Source organism: Chelatococcus sp. CO-6, assembly GCF_001271345.1.
Taxonomy (GTDB): Bacteria; Pseudomonadota; Alphaproteobacteria; order Rhizobiales; family Beijerinckiaceae; genus Chelatococcus_A; species Chelatococcus_A caeni.
Map to the genome: position 1 here is coordinate 220,395 of NZ_CP012398.1, position 15,581 is coordinate 235,975.

General features: G+C 68.6%; 16 protein-coding genes. 8 read left to right on the plus strand and 8 right to left on the minus strand.

The genetic code is table 11. The features are described 5' to 3' along the window. Positions 1-24: 24 nt before the first annotated feature. From AL346_RS01205 to AL346_RS01215, 3 genes are read right to left on the minus strand one after another with little or no spacing between them, the layout of a single operon-like run. Entirely contained in the window at positions 25-552 is a 528-nt protein-coding gene (locus tag AL346_RS01205) for a histidine phosphatase family protein (RefSeq protein WP_019402969.1), read from the minus strand. Positions 553-611: 59 nt separating this feature from the next. Further along, complete coding sequence (locus AL346_RS01210) at positions 612-1,628, minus strand: 4-hydroxyproline epimerase (protein ID WP_019402970.1); 1,017 nt, start codon at positions 1,626-1,628, stop codon at positions 612-614. A 16-nt stretch (positions 1,629-1,644) separates the two neighbouring features. Further along, positions 1,645-2,574 (minus strand): dihydrodipicolinate synthase family protein, encoded by a 930-nt coding sequence (locus AL346_RS01215; protein ID WP_019402971.1) that lies wholly within the window; start codon positions 2,572-2,574, stop codon positions 1,645-1,647. A gap of 80 nt (positions 2,575-2,654) precedes the next feature. Here AL346_RS01215 and AL346_RS01220 point away from each other — a divergent pair, with 80 nt between their 5' ends. Next, positions 2,655-3,338, plus strand: coding sequence for a GntR family transcriptional regulator (locus tag AL346_RS01220; protein WP_019402972.1), 684 nt, complete (start codon positions 2,655-2,657; stop codon positions 3,336-3,338). Between the two features lie 356 nt (positions 3,339-3,694). Here the strand turns inward: AL346_RS01220 and AL346_RS01225 are convergent, their stop codons facing one another. Continuing rightward, entirely contained in the window at positions 3,695-4,540 is an 846-nt protein-coding gene (locus AL346_RS01225) for a MoxR family ATPase (RefSeq protein WP_019401746.1), read from the minus strand. A 516-nt stretch (positions 4,541-5,056) separates the two neighbouring features. Next, the gene (locus AL346_RS01230) at positions 5,057-5,533 is read right to left on the minus strand and encodes an Lrp/AsnC family transcriptional regulator (RefSeq protein WP_019403584.1); all 477 of its coding nucleotides are present in this window, start codon (positions 5,531-5,533) and stop codon (positions 5,057-5,059) included. Between the two features lie 155 nt (positions 5,534-5,688). Between AL346_RS01230 and AL346_RS01235 the strand changes: the two genes are divergently transcribed. From AL346_RS01235 to AL346_RS01260, 6 genes are all read left to right on the plus strand, one after another. Further along, on the plus strand, positions 5,689-6,972 hold the full coding sequence (locus AL346_RS01235) for a cystathionine gamma-synthase family protein (protein ID WP_019403583.1): 1,284 nt from the start codon (positions 5,689-5,691) through the stop codon (positions 6,970-6,972). 522 nt (positions 6,973-7,494) lie between these two features. After that, positions 7,495-9,252 (plus strand): cation:proton antiporter, encoded by a 1,758-nt coding sequence (locus AL346_RS01240; RefSeq protein WP_026015379.1) that lies wholly within the window; start codon positions 7,495-7,497, stop codon positions 9,250-9,252. A 175-nt stretch (positions 9,253-9,427) separates the two neighbouring features. Beyond that, entirely contained in the window at positions 9,428-9,814 is a 387-nt protein-coding gene (locus AL346_RS01245) for a hypothetical protein (RefSeq protein WP_210289572.1), read from the plus strand. Between the two features lie 244 nt (positions 9,815-10,058). Further along, on the plus strand, positions 10,059-10,613 hold the full coding sequence (locus tag AL346_RS01250; RefSeq protein ID WP_019403580.1) for a Spy/CpxP family protein refolding chaperone: 555 nt from the start codon (positions 10,059-10,061) through the stop codon (positions 10,611-10,613). A gap of 224 nt (positions 10,614-10,837) precedes the next feature. Continuing rightward, positions 10,838-12,013 carry a VWA domain-containing protein gene (locus AL346_RS01255; RefSeq protein ID WP_019403579.1) on the plus strand — a complete coding sequence of 392 codons (1,176 nt, stop codon included), beginning with the start codon at positions 10,838-10,840 and terminating at the stop codon, positions 12,011-12,013. A 354-nt stretch (positions 12,014-12,367) separates the two neighbouring features. Next, entirely contained in the window at positions 12,368-12,973 is a 606-nt protein-coding gene (locus tag AL346_RS01260; RefSeq protein ID WP_019403578.1) for a hypothetical protein, read from the plus strand. Between the two features lie 13 nt (positions 12,974-12,986). On the opposite strand, the gene AL346_RS01265 is transcribed toward AL346_RS01260, so the two are convergent. Beyond that, positions 12,987-13,430 carry a universal stress protein gene (locus AL346_RS01265; RefSeq protein ID WP_019403577.1) on the minus strand — a complete coding sequence of 148 codons (444 nt, stop codon included), beginning with the start codon at positions 13,428-13,430 and terminating at the stop codon, positions 12,987-12,989. Between the two features lie 219 nt (positions 13,431-13,649). On the opposite strand from AL346_RS01265, the gene AL346_RS01270 reads away from it, so the two are divergent. Next, a complete protein-coding gene (locus AL346_RS01270) occupies positions 13,650-14,522 on the plus strand; it encodes a GyrI-like domain-containing protein (RefSeq protein ID WP_019403576.1) in 873 nt (290 codons plus the stop codon). A gap of 12 nt (positions 14,523-14,534) precedes the next feature. Here AL346_RS01270 and AL346_RS01275 read toward each other — a convergent pair whose 3' ends face one another. Next, complete coding sequence (locus AL346_RS01275) at positions 14,535-14,855, minus strand: 2Fe-2S iron-sulfur cluster-binding protein (RefSeq protein ID WP_019403575.1); 321 nt, start codon at positions 14,853-14,855, stop codon at positions 14,535-14,537. A gap of 91 nt (positions 14,856-14,946) precedes the next feature. Further along, positions 14,947-15,321, minus strand: coding sequence for an Hpt domain-containing protein (locus tag AL346_RS01280; RefSeq protein ID WP_050996701.1), 375 nt, complete (start codon positions 15,319-15,321; stop codon positions 14,947-14,949). Positions 15,322-15,581: the final 260 nt, after the last annotated feature.

The window sequence follows — 15,581 nt, forward strand, 5'->3', positions numbered from 1 at the left end:
GCGCGCTCCGCGTCCGAGCCGGCCTCAGTCCTCATCCTCGCCCCCGATCATCTTCGGCGTGACGAAGCGGTCGAGCCGCCCGCCGTGCTCGGCCACGTCAGCCCAGGACGCGACGTCGAAATCGATCACCGCGAGCCCCGCCGTCGGATATTTCTGGCGCAGGCGGGCAAAGGCATAGCGGTCGCCGTGGCCGACGAGCCGCGTCGCGAGATCGGCAAAGCCCGGATTGTGACCGATGACGAGCAGCGTGCGCACGTCCGGCCCGGTCGAGCGGATGGCGGCGAGGATAGCGTCCGTCTTCGCCTCGTAGATGCGCCGCTCGTCGCGCTTCGGCACCTCCTCGGCGAAGGCGGGCGCGACGAGGGCCCATGTCTCCTGCGTGCGCTTGGCCGTCGAGACCACGGCGAGGTCGGGCACCAGATGCTCGCCGGCAAGGTAGCGCCCCATGAGCGGCGCGGCCTCGCGCCCCCGCGGCGCGAGTGGCCGTTCGTGATCGGCGGCGCCGGCGGGCCAGGCGGATTTGGCGTGACGGAGGAGCATGAGGCGAAGCATGGGCGCCAAGCTAGGCATCCCGCCCCGGCCACGCAAGGGCAGCCGCCCCTGTGCTCCCCTCAGCCGATGCCGTCGACCACCTGGAATCCGTGGGCGAAGGGGTCGCGGTCGTCGATGACGATGGTGTTGAAGCCGGTGACGCGCGCCCAGCCCTCGATGGAGGGGACGATCGCATCGTGCCCGCCGACCTTCGCCCTTGCCTCGATGCGGCCGGAGAAGGTCGAGCCGATGATGCTCTCGTGGACGAAGACATCCCCTTCGCGTAAGGACCCGCGCGCCGCGAGCTGCGCCATGCGCGCCGACGTGCCGGTGCCGCAGGGCGAGCGGTCGATGGCCTTGTCGCCGTAGAACACGGCGTTGCGCGCGGTCCCCTCCTCCGTCTTCGGCCGCCCCGTCCACATGACATGGGTCAGCCGGTCGATGGCCGGGTTCTCGGGATGGGCGATGCGGTGGCGGGCGTTGAAATCCTGCCTGAGCTTCGGGCTCCAGCGCAGGATGTCGGACGGGTTCACCTCCCCAAGGTCGCCGTGCCCGTCCTGCGGCTCGACGATGGCGTAGAAATTACCGCCGTAGGCGACGTCCACCTTGAGCGGCCCGAGCCCCTCCACCGCAACGTCGTAGCCCGTGCCGAGGAGGAAGGACGGCACGTTGGTGATGCGCACCCGCTCGATGAACGGCCCGTTCTCGACATAGCGGGCCTCGACCAGGCCGGCCGGCGTGTCGAGCCTCAGCACGCCCGGCGTCTTCGGGCGGACGAGGCCGTTCTCGAGCGCGATCGTTACCGTGCCGATGGTGCCGTGGCCGCACATGGGCAGGCAACCGGAGGTCTCGATGAAGAGGATGCCGACGTCGCAGTCCTCCCGCGTCGGCGGATAGAGGATGGACCCCGACATCATGTCGTGCCCGCGCGGCTCGAACATGAGGCCGGTGCGGATGAAGTCGTATTCGGCGAGGAAATGCTGCCGGCGGGCGAACATGGTCTCGCCCGTAAGCTGCGGAATGCTGCCGCCGGCAACGACGCGAACCGGATTGCCGCAGGTGTGCCCGTCGATGCAGAAGAACGTGTGGCGCGCCATGGTCCGCCCCCGTTTGTCAGGCCGCGCTCTTCAGCCCGACGTCCGGCAGCGCCGGGCGCGAGGCGAGCGCCTTCCGCACGACGTCCTCGACCGCCCGGCGCTCCTCGCCCGTGAGCGGCAGCCGCGGCGGCCGAGTCAGGGCGGAGCCCCGACCCATGATCTCCTCGCACAGCTTGATGCACTGGACGAGGTCGGGCCGCGCATCGAGATGGAGCAGCGGCATGAACCAGTCGTACAGCGGCCGCAGCTCCTCGAAGCGCCCGGCGCGCGCCAGGCGGAACAGGGTCTCGCCCTCGCGCGGGAAGGCGTTCGACATGCCCGACACCCAGCCGGCGGCCCCCAGCATCACGCTCTCCACCACCACGTCGTCGAGCCCGGCGAAGAGCACGAAGCGCTCGCCCACCATGTTGCGCATGTCGGTGAAGCGGCGCGTGTCGCCGGAGGAATCCTTGATGCAGACGATGGTGTCGCAATCGGCGAGCGAAGCGAGGATGTCGGGCGTGACGTCGTTCTTGTAGATCGGCGGATTGTTGTAGACCATCACCGGCAGGTCGGTGGCCCCGGCGACGCCGCGGAAATGCGCTGCCGTCTCGTGTGGCTTGGCCGAATAGACGAGCGCCGGCATCACCATGATGCCGTCGAGCCCGACACGCGCCGCCTCCCGCGCCGTCTCGGCGGCGAAGGCGGTGGTGAACTCGGCGATGCCGGCGATGACCGGCACGCGCCCTTGGGCGACATCCTTCGCCGCCTCCATCACCGCCACCTTCTCGGGCCGCGACAGCGAGGTGTTCTCGCCCACCGTGCCGCACACGATGAGGCCGGACACCCCGTCGTCGATCAGCCCGGCCATCACCTTGCGCGTCGCCTCGATGTCGAGGCTGAAATCCGCGCGGAACTGCGTGGTGACTGCGGGGAAGACGCCTTCCCAGCCGATGCGCGCTGCCATGGCCGTTCTCCGGATGGTGAGATTGCCATGAATTGTAGATTGTATAAAATCAATGCTGTCAAGCACGCACCAGGACCCCGATGAACGACCCCGCCCTCTCCTCTCCGCTCCGCAAGACGGTCCAGCACCGCACCATCTCGGCGGCCGTGGCCGCCGAGCTGCGCCGGCGCATCCTCGACGGGGAGGTGCCGGCCGGCAGCCAGCTGAGGCAGGATGCGCTCGCCGCCGAATTCGCCGTCAGCCGCATTCCCGTGCGCGAGGCGCTGATACAGCTCGAAGCAGAGGGGCTCGTAAAGATCCATCCGCACCGCGGCGCGGTGGTGCCGGAACTGTCGCTCGCCGAGATCGAGGAGCTGTTCGAACTGCGCCTCCTCCTCGAGCCGCGCCTCCTCGCCGCCTCTGCCCCGCAGCTGTCGGACGACGACTACACCCGCCTCGACCGCATCCTGGAGGAATACAGCGACGAATTGCGCGCCCGGCACGTCAGCCGCTGGGGCGAGCTCAACCGCGCGTTCCACCTCTTGCTCTACAGCCGTGCCGAGAAGCCGCGCACCGCCGGCATCGTCGCCAACCTCCTGCAGGACTGCGACCGCCACACGCGCCTGCAGCTGTCCCTGACCGGCGGCATGGAGCGAGCCGAGGCCGAGCACGCCGAGCTCGTCCACCTCTGCCGCGCGGGGCGCATCGACGACGCCTGCGAACTGCTGCGCGCCCACATCGAGAACGTCGGCCGCGCGCTGCGGCGGTTTTTGGAGGAGCGCTGAATGCAATTCCCCTCCCCCGCTTGCGGCGGGGAGGGGTTAGAGGTGGGGGCGGCTCCGCCTTCCGGACGCCCCGCTCAGATCGCTTGAGATCCCAGGGATTGCCAGCGAGCCCACAGCATTATGCATTCAAGTCGGCGCAAGTCACTTGCCTTGATCCCTCCCCTCAAGGGGAGGGTGGATCGCGCCAAAGGCGCGAGACGGGTGGGGTCAAGTCCGGGCACGGCGCGCGTAAATGCCACCCGCAGGCCCCTCCGTCGCCGCTTCGCGGCGCCACCTCCCCCATGCGGGGGAGGATCGACGTGCACACCAATTTCAAGTCATCATACTAATCTGCTGGCGCGGGCATCTCGGTGCGCCTACCGCCCCTCGCGCCGGCTCATGAAGGCCAGCTTCTCGAAAAGCCCGACGTCCTGCTCGTTCTTGAGGAGCGCGCCGTGGAGCGGCGGGATGAGCTTGCGCGTGTCGCGCTCGCGCAGGGTGTCGGCGTCGATGTCCTCGGCCATGAGGAGCTTGAGCCAGTCGATCAGCTCCGAGGTCGAGGGCTTCTTCTTGAGGCCCGGGACGTCGCGGATGTCGAAGAAGAGGCGCAGGGCCTCCGCGACGAGGCGCTTCTTGATGCCGGGATAGTGCACCTCGACGATCCGGGCCATGGTCTCGTGGTCGGGAAAGCGGATGTAGTGGAAGAAGCAGCGGCGCAGGAAGGCGTCCGGCAGCTCCTTCTCGTTGTTGGAGGTGATGACGACGATGGGCCGCTGGCGTGCCCGCACGGTCGCGCCCGTCTCGTAGACGTGGAACTCCATGCGGTCGATCTCGAGCAGGAGGTCGTTGGGGAACTCGATATCGGCCTTGTCGATCTCGTCGATGAGCAGCACCGGGCGCCGCTCGGACACGAAGGCCTCCCACAGCTTGCCGCGCTTGATGTAGTTGGCGATGTCGGAGACGCGCGGGTCGCCCAGCTGGCTGTCGCGCAGGCGCGAGACGGCGTCGTATTCGTAGAGCCCCTGCTGCGCCTTGGTGGTGGACTTGACGTGCCAGGTGATGAGCGGCGCGCCGACGGCCCGCGCGATCTCCTCGGCGAGCACGGTCTTGCCGGTGCCGGGCTCGCCCTTCACGAGGAGCGGACGCTCCAGCACGATGGCCGCATTGACCGCGACCTTGAGATCCTCCGTGGCCACATAGGTATCGGTGCCGTCAAACCGCATGTCGTCTCCTGAAACCGGGGGGCGCAGCCTCGCCGGCGACAGTAGGGAGCGGACGGGGACGGGGCAAGCGGGGCACGCCTCTCGACGAAAGCCCGCCCCGCCGTCATGCCCGCGACTGTCGCGGGCGTGACGGCAGAAAACGGCGCACACCCGTCATGGCCGGGCTCGTCCCGGCCATCCACGTCCTTCGCCCCCGCGCCCACGTCGCGGCGTGGATGCCCGCGACAGGCGCGGGCATGACGGCGGAGACAGTTATGCGAATGGAACGGGAAGAATGGCACAACCTCCCCGTTCGTCATGGCCGGGCTCGTCCCGGCCATCCACGCCTTCGACCCCACGCCAGCGTCGCGGCGTGGATGCCCGGGACGGGCGCGGGCATGACGGCGAAGAAACGGCGTGCAGGCGTCAGGCCGGGCCGCTCGCAGCAACGGTCTTCCACGTTCGATCAATGGCTTGAGGCCAGGTGGAGGGCGTCGATCGGGCAGCCGTCGGGACAAGCCGGGCCATGACGGGTCCCTACCCCGCCACCTCCGGAAAGACGGCCCCCTCCTTCACGACGCCCATCACGAAGTTCGATTCGATGGCGGCGATGCACCTGAGGCGCGTCAGCCGCGTCTTGACGAAGCGCTCGTAGTCCTCGATGCCCTCGCCGACCACGTGTAGGAGATAGTCCTGCGTGCCGGTCATCAGATAGCAGGCGCTCACCTCGTCCCAGCCGGCGACCGCCTGCTCGAAGGCGGCGATCTCCTCCTCGTTCTGGCGTGTCAGCCGCACCGAGACGAAGACGGTGACGGGCAGGCCGTAGGCCTTCTGGTCGACCTTGGCCGCATAGCCGCGGATGACGCCCGCCTCCTCCAGCCGGCGCAGGCGCCTGAGGCACGGCGATGGCGACAGGCCGATGCGCTCCGACAGCTCCTGGTTGGTCATGCGCCCGTTGCCCTGCAGCAGGCGCAACATGCGGCGGTCGGTCGAGTCGAGCGATATCTGCCCCATTCCCCCTCCATTCTGGCAGTTCCTGCCCTTGCGAGCACATTTGCGCGATCCGATTGGCCGAGCAATGCCAAAGGGCGCACACTAGCGTTGAGACAGCTCCGCATGGCCTCGCGGCCGGCGGGACGGGCAAACCGCCAATCGAGGGAACGCTTGTCATGGCATCGTCTGACTACCACAAGGACAAGATCGGCAATCACAAGCTCCATCCCGAGACGCTGATGCTGGGCTACGGCTACGACCCCGCCCTCTCGGAAGGAGCGGTGAAGCAGCCGGTCTTCCTGACCTCCACCTTCGTCTTTCGCTCGGCGGAGGAAGGGCGCGACTTCTTCGATTTCACCGCGGGCCGGCGCGAGCCGGAGCCGGGCACCGAGCCAGGCCTCGTCTATTCGCGCTTCAACCACCCCAACAGCGAGATCGTCGAGGATCGCCTCGCCATCTTCGAGGGCGCCGAGATGGGCGCCATCTTCTCGAGCGGCATGTCGGCCATCGCCACGACGCTGCTCGCCTTCGCCCGGCCGGGTGACGTCATCCTGCATTCGCAGCCGCTCTACGGCGGCACCGAAACGCTGATCGCCAGGACGATGAAGCCCTTCGGCATCGATGCGGTCGGCTTCATCGACGGCGTCGACGAGGCGGCCGTGCGCGCCGCGGCCGAGGCGGCGATGGCGAAGGGCCGCGTCAGCGTCGTCTTCGTCGAGACGCCGTCGAACCCCCTCAACAGCCTCGTCGACCTCGCGCTCGTGCGCCGTGTCGCCGACGAGATCGGCGACAGGCAGGGCCACCGCCCGATCGTCGCCTGCGACAACACGCTGCTCGGACCGCTGTTCCAGAAGCCGCTCGCCCACGGCATGGACCTGTCGGTCTATTCGCTGACGAAGTACGTCGGCGGCCACTCCGACCTCGTGGCAGGGGCGGTGCTCGGCCGGCGCGAGCTGGTGAAGCCGATCAAGCTGCTGCGCGGCGCCATCGGCACCCAGCTCGACCCGCATTCGGCCTGGATGATCGCCCGCTCGCTGGAGACGCTCAGCCTGCGCATGAGCGCCGCCTGCCGTAACGCCGAGGCGGTCACCGCCTTCCTCGCCGGCCACGAGAAGGTGGCGCGCGTCTATTACCCGACGCTGCTGCCCGCCGAGAGCCCGGCCCGGCGCACCTTCGCGCGCCAGTGCGATGCGGCCGGCACCACCTTCTCCTTCGACATCCGCGGTGGCGAGGCGGCGGCCTTCCGCTTCCTCAACGCGCTGCGCATCTTCAAGCTGGCGGTGAGCCTCGGCGGCACGGAATCGCTCGTCTGCCATCCGGCGACGACCGTCCATTCCGGCGTGCCGAAGGAAACGCGCGAGCGCATCGGCATCAGCGACGCCACCATCCGCATGTCCATCGGCATCGAGCACTCGGACGACCTCATCGCCGACCTGACGCAGGCGCTGTCGGTGGCTTAGCCAGGCGTCGGCAGTCGGCGGTCGGCAGTCGGCAGTCGGGGAAAAGGCAGCCGTCCCATACGGGGAGCAACCTCGTTTCCCGGGCGCATGCAGCGAAGCGGAATGCGACCCGGGCACCAGCACAAGACTCGCCGAAGGCCCCGAACCACCTGAGAGGCATGGACCCCGGATCTGCACCGCATCACTGCGTGCTGCGGCGCGTCCGGGGAACGCGCCTGCGCCGGAGGGATCGCCCCCTCCCCGCGTACGACATCGTCTCCCGGGCGCATGCAGCGTGAGCGGAATGCGACCCGGGAACCAGCGCTGGCGACTCGCCGCAGGCGCCGCACGGCCTGCACCGTCTGGCCCTGGCCCTGCACCGCACCGTTTCATGCTGCGGCCCCTCCCGGTGACGAGCCTGCGCCGCGACAGCCGGTCACTCGCCGCGGAGCGCCCATATCCGCGATTGCCTCGGCGGCTGCCGCTCGCCCATGATGCCGCGAGCGGATGCGGATTCTGCGCCGCGGCGCGCACGGACGGGCGATGACAGCGACAGTACCAGTCGAGACCTACAAGGACGCCCTCCTCGTTCTTGCCGCGGCCGGCGCGGCCGTGCCGATGATCAAGCTCCTCCGCATCAGCCCGGTTCTCGGCTTCCTCGGCGTGGGGGCCGTGCTCGGGCCGCACGGTCTCGGCAACCTCGTCGGCGAGGTGCCGGTGCTGCGCTACCTCACCATCTCCGATCAGGAGCTGATGGCGCGCATCGCGGAATTCGGCGTCGTGTTCCTGCTCTTCGTGATCGGCATCGAATTGTCCTGGGCCCGCCTGTGGACGTTGCGCCGCCTCGTCTTCGGGCTCGGCTTCGCCCAGGTCGTGGCCTGCGCCACCGCGCTCGGTCTCGGCGTCGCGCTCGCGGGCGGCGCGGCGGCGGAGGCGCTCGTCATCGGCAGCGCCCTTGCCCTGTCCTCCACAGCGATCGTGCTTGAATCGCTCGCCGAGCGCCGGCGCCTCGGCACCTCCGCCGGGCGCACGAGCTTCGCCGTCCTCCTGTTCCAGGACCTTGCGGTGGTGCCGCTCCTCTTCCTCGTCGGCGTGCTCGGCGCGCGCGAGGAAGGCTCCGTGGCGACGGGCTTCGTCATCGCCATCGGCCAGGCGGTCTTCGCCATCGCGGTCATCGTGCTGATCGGCCGGCGGGCGCTGCGCCCCTTCTTCCGCCTCGTCGCGGCCGCCGACAGCCCCGAGCTGTTCATGGCGGCGGCCCTCCTCGTCGTCGTCGGCACCGCGCTCGCGACCGGCGCGGCCGGCCTGTCCATGCCGCTAGGCGCCTTCATCGCCGGGCTGCTGCTGGCCGAGACGGAATATCGCCGGGAGATCGAGGTGATGATCGCGCCCTTCAAGGGGCTGCTCCTCGGCGTCTTCTTCATCAGTGTCGGCATGATGGTGGACATCGGCGGCATCGCGCGCCAGCCCGGCATCATCCTCGGCGCAGCCGCCGCGGCGGTCCTCGTGAAGACGCTCATCGTCTACGGCCTCGTGCGTCTCTTCTCCGGCGGCCACGCGGCGGCGGCCGAGAGCGCCCTGCTGCTCGGCCCCGGCGGCGAGTTCGCGTTCGTCCTGCTCACCCATGCCGCCGCCCTCGCCGTCATCCCCCGCCCGGTGAGCGACATCGCCATCGCGGCCACGGCCGTGACGATGGTGTTCATTCCCCTGCTCGCGCGCCTCGGCGCCATCGCCGCCGGGCGTTTCGACCGTCCCGGAGCCCTGCCTCCGGAGGCGCAGGTGCAGCCGGAGCCGGGCGAGCACGGGCACGCCATCATCATCGGCTGCGGCCGCGTCGGCCGCCTCGTCTCCGACATGCTGGCGGCCCAGGCGATCGACCATCTCGTGGTCGACCGGGACGTCGCGACCGTCACCGCGGAGCGCCGCCAGGGCCGCAACGTCTTCTACGGCGACGCGACCCGGCGCGAATACCTGCGCCTGTGCGGCATCGCCGATGCCGCCGGCCTGATCATCACCGTCGATGCCTCCACGGCCGTCGACGAGATCGTCCTTCAGGCGAAGGCCCTGAAGCCCGGCATCAAGATCATCGCGCGGGCCCGCGACGCACGCCACGCGCGGCATCTCTACGGCCTCGGCGTGACGCATGCGGTCCCCGAGACCATCGAGGCGAGCCTCCAGCTCTCGGAAGCCTCCCTCGTCCATCTCGGCGTGCCCATGGGACTGGCCATCGCCGCCGTGCACGACCGGCGCGACCTCTTCCGCAACGAACTGCGCGCCATGCGCGAAAGCGGGGGGCAGTGACCACCGCGACAGCGCCAAGCCGGAAAAGTGCTTCGCGCCGGTTGACTTATTCCACCGACGTACCGACAGTAATCCCCGTTGAATTTTAAAGCTGTTTGGAATTATTGGCCTGTCGGCCAGCGTGCTCCCCACACGAAAACGGGGAAGATCGACCGTTCATATAGGGGGGAGTGGCATGAGAAGGACAGCCATTATCGTCTCTGCCGTTGCGGCTTCACTTGCCGTCGCAGGGTGCGTCTCGTCGATCCAGAACAAGGAAGACATGCTGTCGGCGGCCGGCTTCAAGATCAAGCCGGCGGATACGCCCGACAAGCTCGCCTCGCTCAAGGCGCTGCCGGCGCACAAGTTCGTCCAGCAGGCGCAGAACGGCAATGTCCTCTATCTCTACGCCGACCCCAGCATCTGCCGCTGCCTGTACTATGGCGACCAGACGGCCTACGGCAACTACCGGCAGATGGTCTTCCAGCAGAACCTCGCCGACGAGCAGCAGATGACGGCGATGATGAACCAGCAGGCCGCGATGAACTGGGACTGGGGCGTCTGGGGCCCCGGATGGTACTGACATAACATGGAGACTGCCGGCGCGGCACAAGCATCGGATACCGGAAGCCAGACAAAACCCCGCGCCGGCCCATGCATCGATTATTATATAAACGGATGGATTGACGTTGAACTACGCAATACACGGAAACATGAACAGGTATTCATTTTTGTAAACATTCTGATAACATGAACATTGCGGAAGTTTAATTTGAAATCGGATATCGGGGAGCCCATCCTTGGTCCACATCGAATGGAGGACCACGATGAAGAAAGCGATCGTTGCAGCGGCCCTTGCGGCGGGCGTTGCCGTCACTCCCCTCATGGCCATGGCCCAGAATGGCGCGCAGCCCGGCGCCGGCCCGCGTGCCGAGCAGGCGGAGAAGCGCGGCCCCCGCTTCAGCGAAGCCGACCGGGCGGCGTTCCTCGACGCGCGCATCGCCGGCCTCAAGGCTGGCCTCAAGCTCACCGCCGACCAGGAGAAGAACTGGCCTGCCCTCGAGACCGCCCTGCGCGACATGGCCAAGGCCCGCGCCGACGCCATGCAGGAGCGGCGCGAGAGCCGGACCGAGCGCACGGAACGCCGGGGCGCCATCGAGCGTCTTGAGATGCGCGCCGACTTCATGGAGAAGCGCGCTACCGAGATGAAGAAGTTGGCCGAAGCCGCCAAGCCGCTCTACGAAAGCCTCGACGAGGCGCAGAAGGGCCGCTTCGACGTGCTGATGCGCGCTGGCATGCAGCGCGGTCACGGCCATCGCATGCGTCACGCCGGTTTCCACCACCGTGGCGCTCCGCCGGCTCCGCCGGCTCAGCAGCAGTAAGCGCCCGGCCCTCGGTCGGTCGTTTCGAGACCCGTCAACCCAGCACCTTGGCCGCCGGCATGCCCGGCGGCCCTTTTTTTGATGCCGTCGCGCGGTGCTGCGAGGGCTGCATTAGCGCTTTGCGATGTACCTGAATCGGAAAGAGCGTCTATCTTTCAGAGAATAGAGCATTTTCTTCGCCGGACCGGCATCCACTTCGGTGGAAAATGCTCTAGATTGCCGGCATGTTCCTCGACTTCTTCACCGCCCTGCGCGCCGCGACGATCCCCGTCACCTTGCGGGAATATCTCACCCTGCTCGGCGCGCTGGAGGCGGACCTCGCCGACAAGAAGGTGGAGGACTTCTACTATCTCGCCCGCACCTGCCTCGTGAAGGACGAGCGCAACCTCGACAAGTTCGACCGCGTCTTCGCCACCGTCTTCAAGGGTCTGGAGACCCTCGGTCCGGTTGTCGAAAAGGCCGCCATTCCCGAGGAATGGCTGCGCAGGCTCGCCGAGCGCTATCTGACCGAGGAGGAGAAGCGGCAGGTCGAGGCCATGGGCTGGGACAAGCTGTTCGAGACGCTGCGCCAGCGCCTCGCCGAGCAGAAGGAGCGGCATCAGGGCGGCAGCAAGTGGATCGGCACCGCCGGCACCTCGCCCTACGGCGCCTACGGCTACAATCCCGAAGGCATCCGCATCGGCCAGGACGGCAACCGCAACTTCCGCGCCATCAAGGTGTGGGACAAGCGCGAGTTCAGGGACCTCGACGACACGGTCGAGCTCGGCACGCGCAACATCAAGGTGGCGCTCCGGCGCCTGCGCCGCTTCGCCCGCACGGGCGCCGCCGAGGTGCTCGACCTCGACGACACCATCCGCGCCACGGCCCACAAGGGCTATCTCGACGTGAGGCTGGTGCCGGAGCGGCACAATGCGGTGAAGGTGCTGCTCTTCCTCGATGTCGGCGGCTCCATGGACTGGCACGTCGAGAAGGCGGAGGAGCTCTTTTCCGCCGCGCGCTCCGAGTTCAAGCACTTCGACCACTTCTATTTCCACAATTGCCCCTACGAGCAGTTGTGGAAGGAGAACCGCCGCCGCTTCGAGGAGACGATCCCCACCCTCGACGTCATCCGCACCTTCCCGTCGGACTATCGCGCCGTCTTCGTCGGCGATGCCTCGATGAGCCCCTACGAGATCGCCATGCCCGGCGGCTCCGTGGAGCACTGGAACGAGGAGGCGGGCGAGGTCTGGCTGCAGCGGCTGTTCACGCAATTCCCGAAGAGCGTGTGGCTCAACCCGGTGCCCGAGGAGCGCTGGGGCTACACCCGCTCCATCGCCATGGTGCGCCAGCTGATCGGCGACCGCATGTTCCCGCTGACGCTCGACGGCCTCGACCGGGCGATGCGCGCGCTGATGCGGTGAGGCGGCGGCGCCAGTCGGCAGTCGGCAGTCGGCAGTCGGCAGTCGGCAGTCGGCAGTCGGCAGTCGGCAGTCGGCAGTCGGGGGAATTGCAGACCGCCGCACCCCGGCGCAAGCTCGTATCCCGGACGCATGCAGCGAAGCGGAATGCGGGCCGGGATCCAGCGCAAGAACCTGCCGAAGGCGCCATATACCCCGCGGCGAATGGGCCCCGGATCTGCACCGCATCACTCACGTGCTGCGGTGCGTTCGGGGCACGAGCGCGCCTTTACGCGCACCGCTCGCCTCCACCTCCTCGCCCGGCCCTCTCGCCTCCGCCCCCTTGCCTCCGCGCCCGCCTTCGCCGACAAGACAGCCATGCAGGATCAGGACGACATCGCAGAAGACTCCAGGAACCCGCCCGGCCACGTCTATCGCCAGAAGCCCCGGCCCGTCGGCTTCGAGGTCACCTACCGGCTCGAGGGCGACCGGCTGGTGGCCGATGCCGGGCGACGCGTCGACACCGTCGCGCTGTCAGCGATCAGGGAGATTCGCCTGACGTTCGAATCGAAGACGGCGGTGCGCGAGGTCTACCGCACGACCCTGCGCATGGCGGACGGCCGCAGCCTGTCGCTCACTAATGTCAACTGGGGCCTCTCCGGCGCGCAGACGCAGAACGGCGATTATTCCGCCTTCGTGCGGGCTCTCGTCGCCGCGGTGGCGGCGGCCAATCCGGGCGTCGCCATCCGCTGCGGCCGCTCCCACGCCGCCTGGCTGCTGCTGGCGGCCATCGGCCTCGTCACGATCTTCGGCTTGGCCGGCTTCGCATACCAGGCCGTCAGCCAGGGCGCAGGCACGACGGCTCTCATCGGCCTTGCCGTGCTCGCCCTCGCCTATTGGCAGCTCGCCCCGCTCGTCTTGCGCAACCGTCCGCGGCCGGCGACCGCGGACGATCTGCCGGCCGACCTCCTGCCGCGAAGCTGAAGCCCCTGCCGCTTTAGCCCTCGCCGGTGTGATTCTCGCGCACCACGAGCACCGAGCACGGCGCATGCCGGACGATGGTGGAGGCGTTGGAGCCGAGGAGATAGGTCGCCATGGCGGGGCGGTGGGAGCCGACGACGATGAGGTCGGCGTTCATCTTCGCCGCCTCCTCGAGCACCTCGTTGTAGACGGCGCCCATATGGACCGCCGTGGAGACGCGCTCCCTCGGCAGCGGCACGGATTCGGCGACTTCCTTGAGCTTGGCCTCGCTGTCGGTCTGCTGCTCGGCGTCGAAATCCGGCGGCACGAACTCCATGAAGGTCACGGGAAGGATCGAGCGCACATAGATGAGGCGCACCTGACCGCCGGAGGCATTGGCGAAGGCCACCGCCTTGTCGATGGCCGCGCGCGAGACCTCGACCTCGGCGAGATCGACCGGCACCAGGATGGACTTGAACATCGAAACCCCCTTGTCATCGAGACGATGAAACCTAGTCGCCCAGCCTCGCCGCGGCGTTGATCGAGGTCAACCGCCCCCGGCGCGGACGACCGCGGCGTCGGTGGCATGGAGCGCACGCCGTCCGGCACGGAAAATGCGCAACGCCGATCAAGCCGCTATCGGTACTCTCCACCGGCGCCGGAAGGACCGGCGCGACGCGCGAGGGAGCGGAACGGAGACATGATCGGCCTGAAGTCGCAGACACGCCTCGACTACGCCGAGCGGATCGCCCGGGTCGCCACGCATATCGCCGGCCACCTCGACGGCGACCTGTCGCTCGAGCGTCTCGCCGGCATCGCCTGTCTCTCGCCCTACCACTTTCACCGCATCTACCGGGCGATGACGGGCGAGACGACGGCGGAGACGGCGCGGCGCCTCAGGCTGCACCGCGCCGCCCATGGCCTCGTCGCCTCGCAATCGCCCATCGCGCGCATCGCCGCCCGGGCCGGCTACGGCAGCGTCGCCGCCTTCACGCGCGCCTTCGCGGCCTCCTACGGCCATGCCCCCGCAGCCTACCGGCGCCGCGGCCGACTGCTGCCGGGCGCCGGGCGCACCCACGAAGAGGATGGAACCATGACCAGTCCCTGGACCGTCACCCTTGAGCCCATGCCGGCGCTGCGCCTCGCCGCCATCCGCCATGTGGGACCCTACATGGAGATCGGCCGTGCCTTCGACCGGCTGATGCCCTGGGCGGCGGCGCGCGGCCTCCTCGGTCCGGGCGCCGTCACCGTCGGCGTCTATTACGACGACCCGGGCAGCGTCGCAGCCAAGGACCTGCGCTCCGACGCCGGCATCGCCGTCGAGCCCGGGATCGAGGGCGACGCCACCGTCCACATCGTCCCCATCGCTGCCGGCACGCACGCCGTGCTGCGCCACCGCGGGCCCTATGCCGAACTGGAGCGCGCCTACGACTGGCTCTACCGCGCCTGGCTGCCCGCGAGCGGGCACGAACCGGCGGACCGCCCGCCCTACGAGATCTATCGCAACGACCCGCGCGAGGTGCCGGCGCAGGATCTCGTCACGGACATCTGCCTGCCGCTCGCCGAGGGGTGAGCGAAAGCCGGCTCAGCCCTGCCGCTCGGGCGTGCGCACCACGAGGCCGTCGAGCTCCGGCCGCACGCGGATCTGGCAGGACAGGCGCGAGCTGGGCCTGACGTCGAAGGCGAAGTCGAGCATGTCCTCCTCCATCGGCTCGGGCTCGCCCACCGCCTCGCGCCAGGCCTCGTCCACATAGACGTGGCAGGTGGCGCAGGCGCAGGCCCCGCCGCACTCGGCCTCAATGCCCGGCACGCCGTTGCGGATGGCCGTCTCCATCACGGTGGCGCCGACCTCGGCCTCCACCGTGCGGGCGGTATCGTCGGCATCGATGAAAGTGATCTTGGGCATGCCCTGCTCCGTGGCGATTCCCGCCCTCTTTAGAACATTTGCAGGCGATGTGAACACCGGCGGTGCGTCGCAGCCGCCACCCGCCCCCGGATCAGCCGCGTGTCAGGAGTTCGGCGAGGGCGATGTCGCAATCGGCGGCGGCCGCCTCGAGCGGCGGGAGGAGATCGTCGAGCCCGGCCTGCTCACCGCCTTCGGTGGCGCGCCGCAGCTCGGCCTCGATCCGCCTTGCCGCCTCGGCGAGGGGGCGGGCGCCGATGGCGAGCGAAGCCCCCTTGAGCGTGTGGGCGGCTTCGTAGCGCAGCGCGGCCGCGCCATTGCCGGCGATGACGGCCATCTGGCCCTTGAGCTGCTCGCGGAAGAGCTGGGCCACCTCGCGCATCAGGGCCTCGTCACCGGCGGCCTGGCGCAGCAGGAATTCCTCGTCCAAAGGCGAAGCGGCATCATCCGTCTCGCGGGCAGCCATCATGATCCTCGTCCCGGCGGCGAGCCGGCAGGGCCGGCGATCGGGCTTGTCCACATGGAAGAGAGCCGCTTCGCGCGCCGTCCGTCAACCATGCCACTCTCCCGCCATAAGTCTTTGACGTTTCAAATGGTAAACAAGGCGTTAACGAAACATTCAAGTGGCCGTCCGGTCGGGTTTCTTTCACCGGAACCGAACGATAGACTGTTTTGGTAAATGGCGGTCCTTGCGGCCGGGCGGTCTTGCGCAAGCGAGGAGGCCCCGTC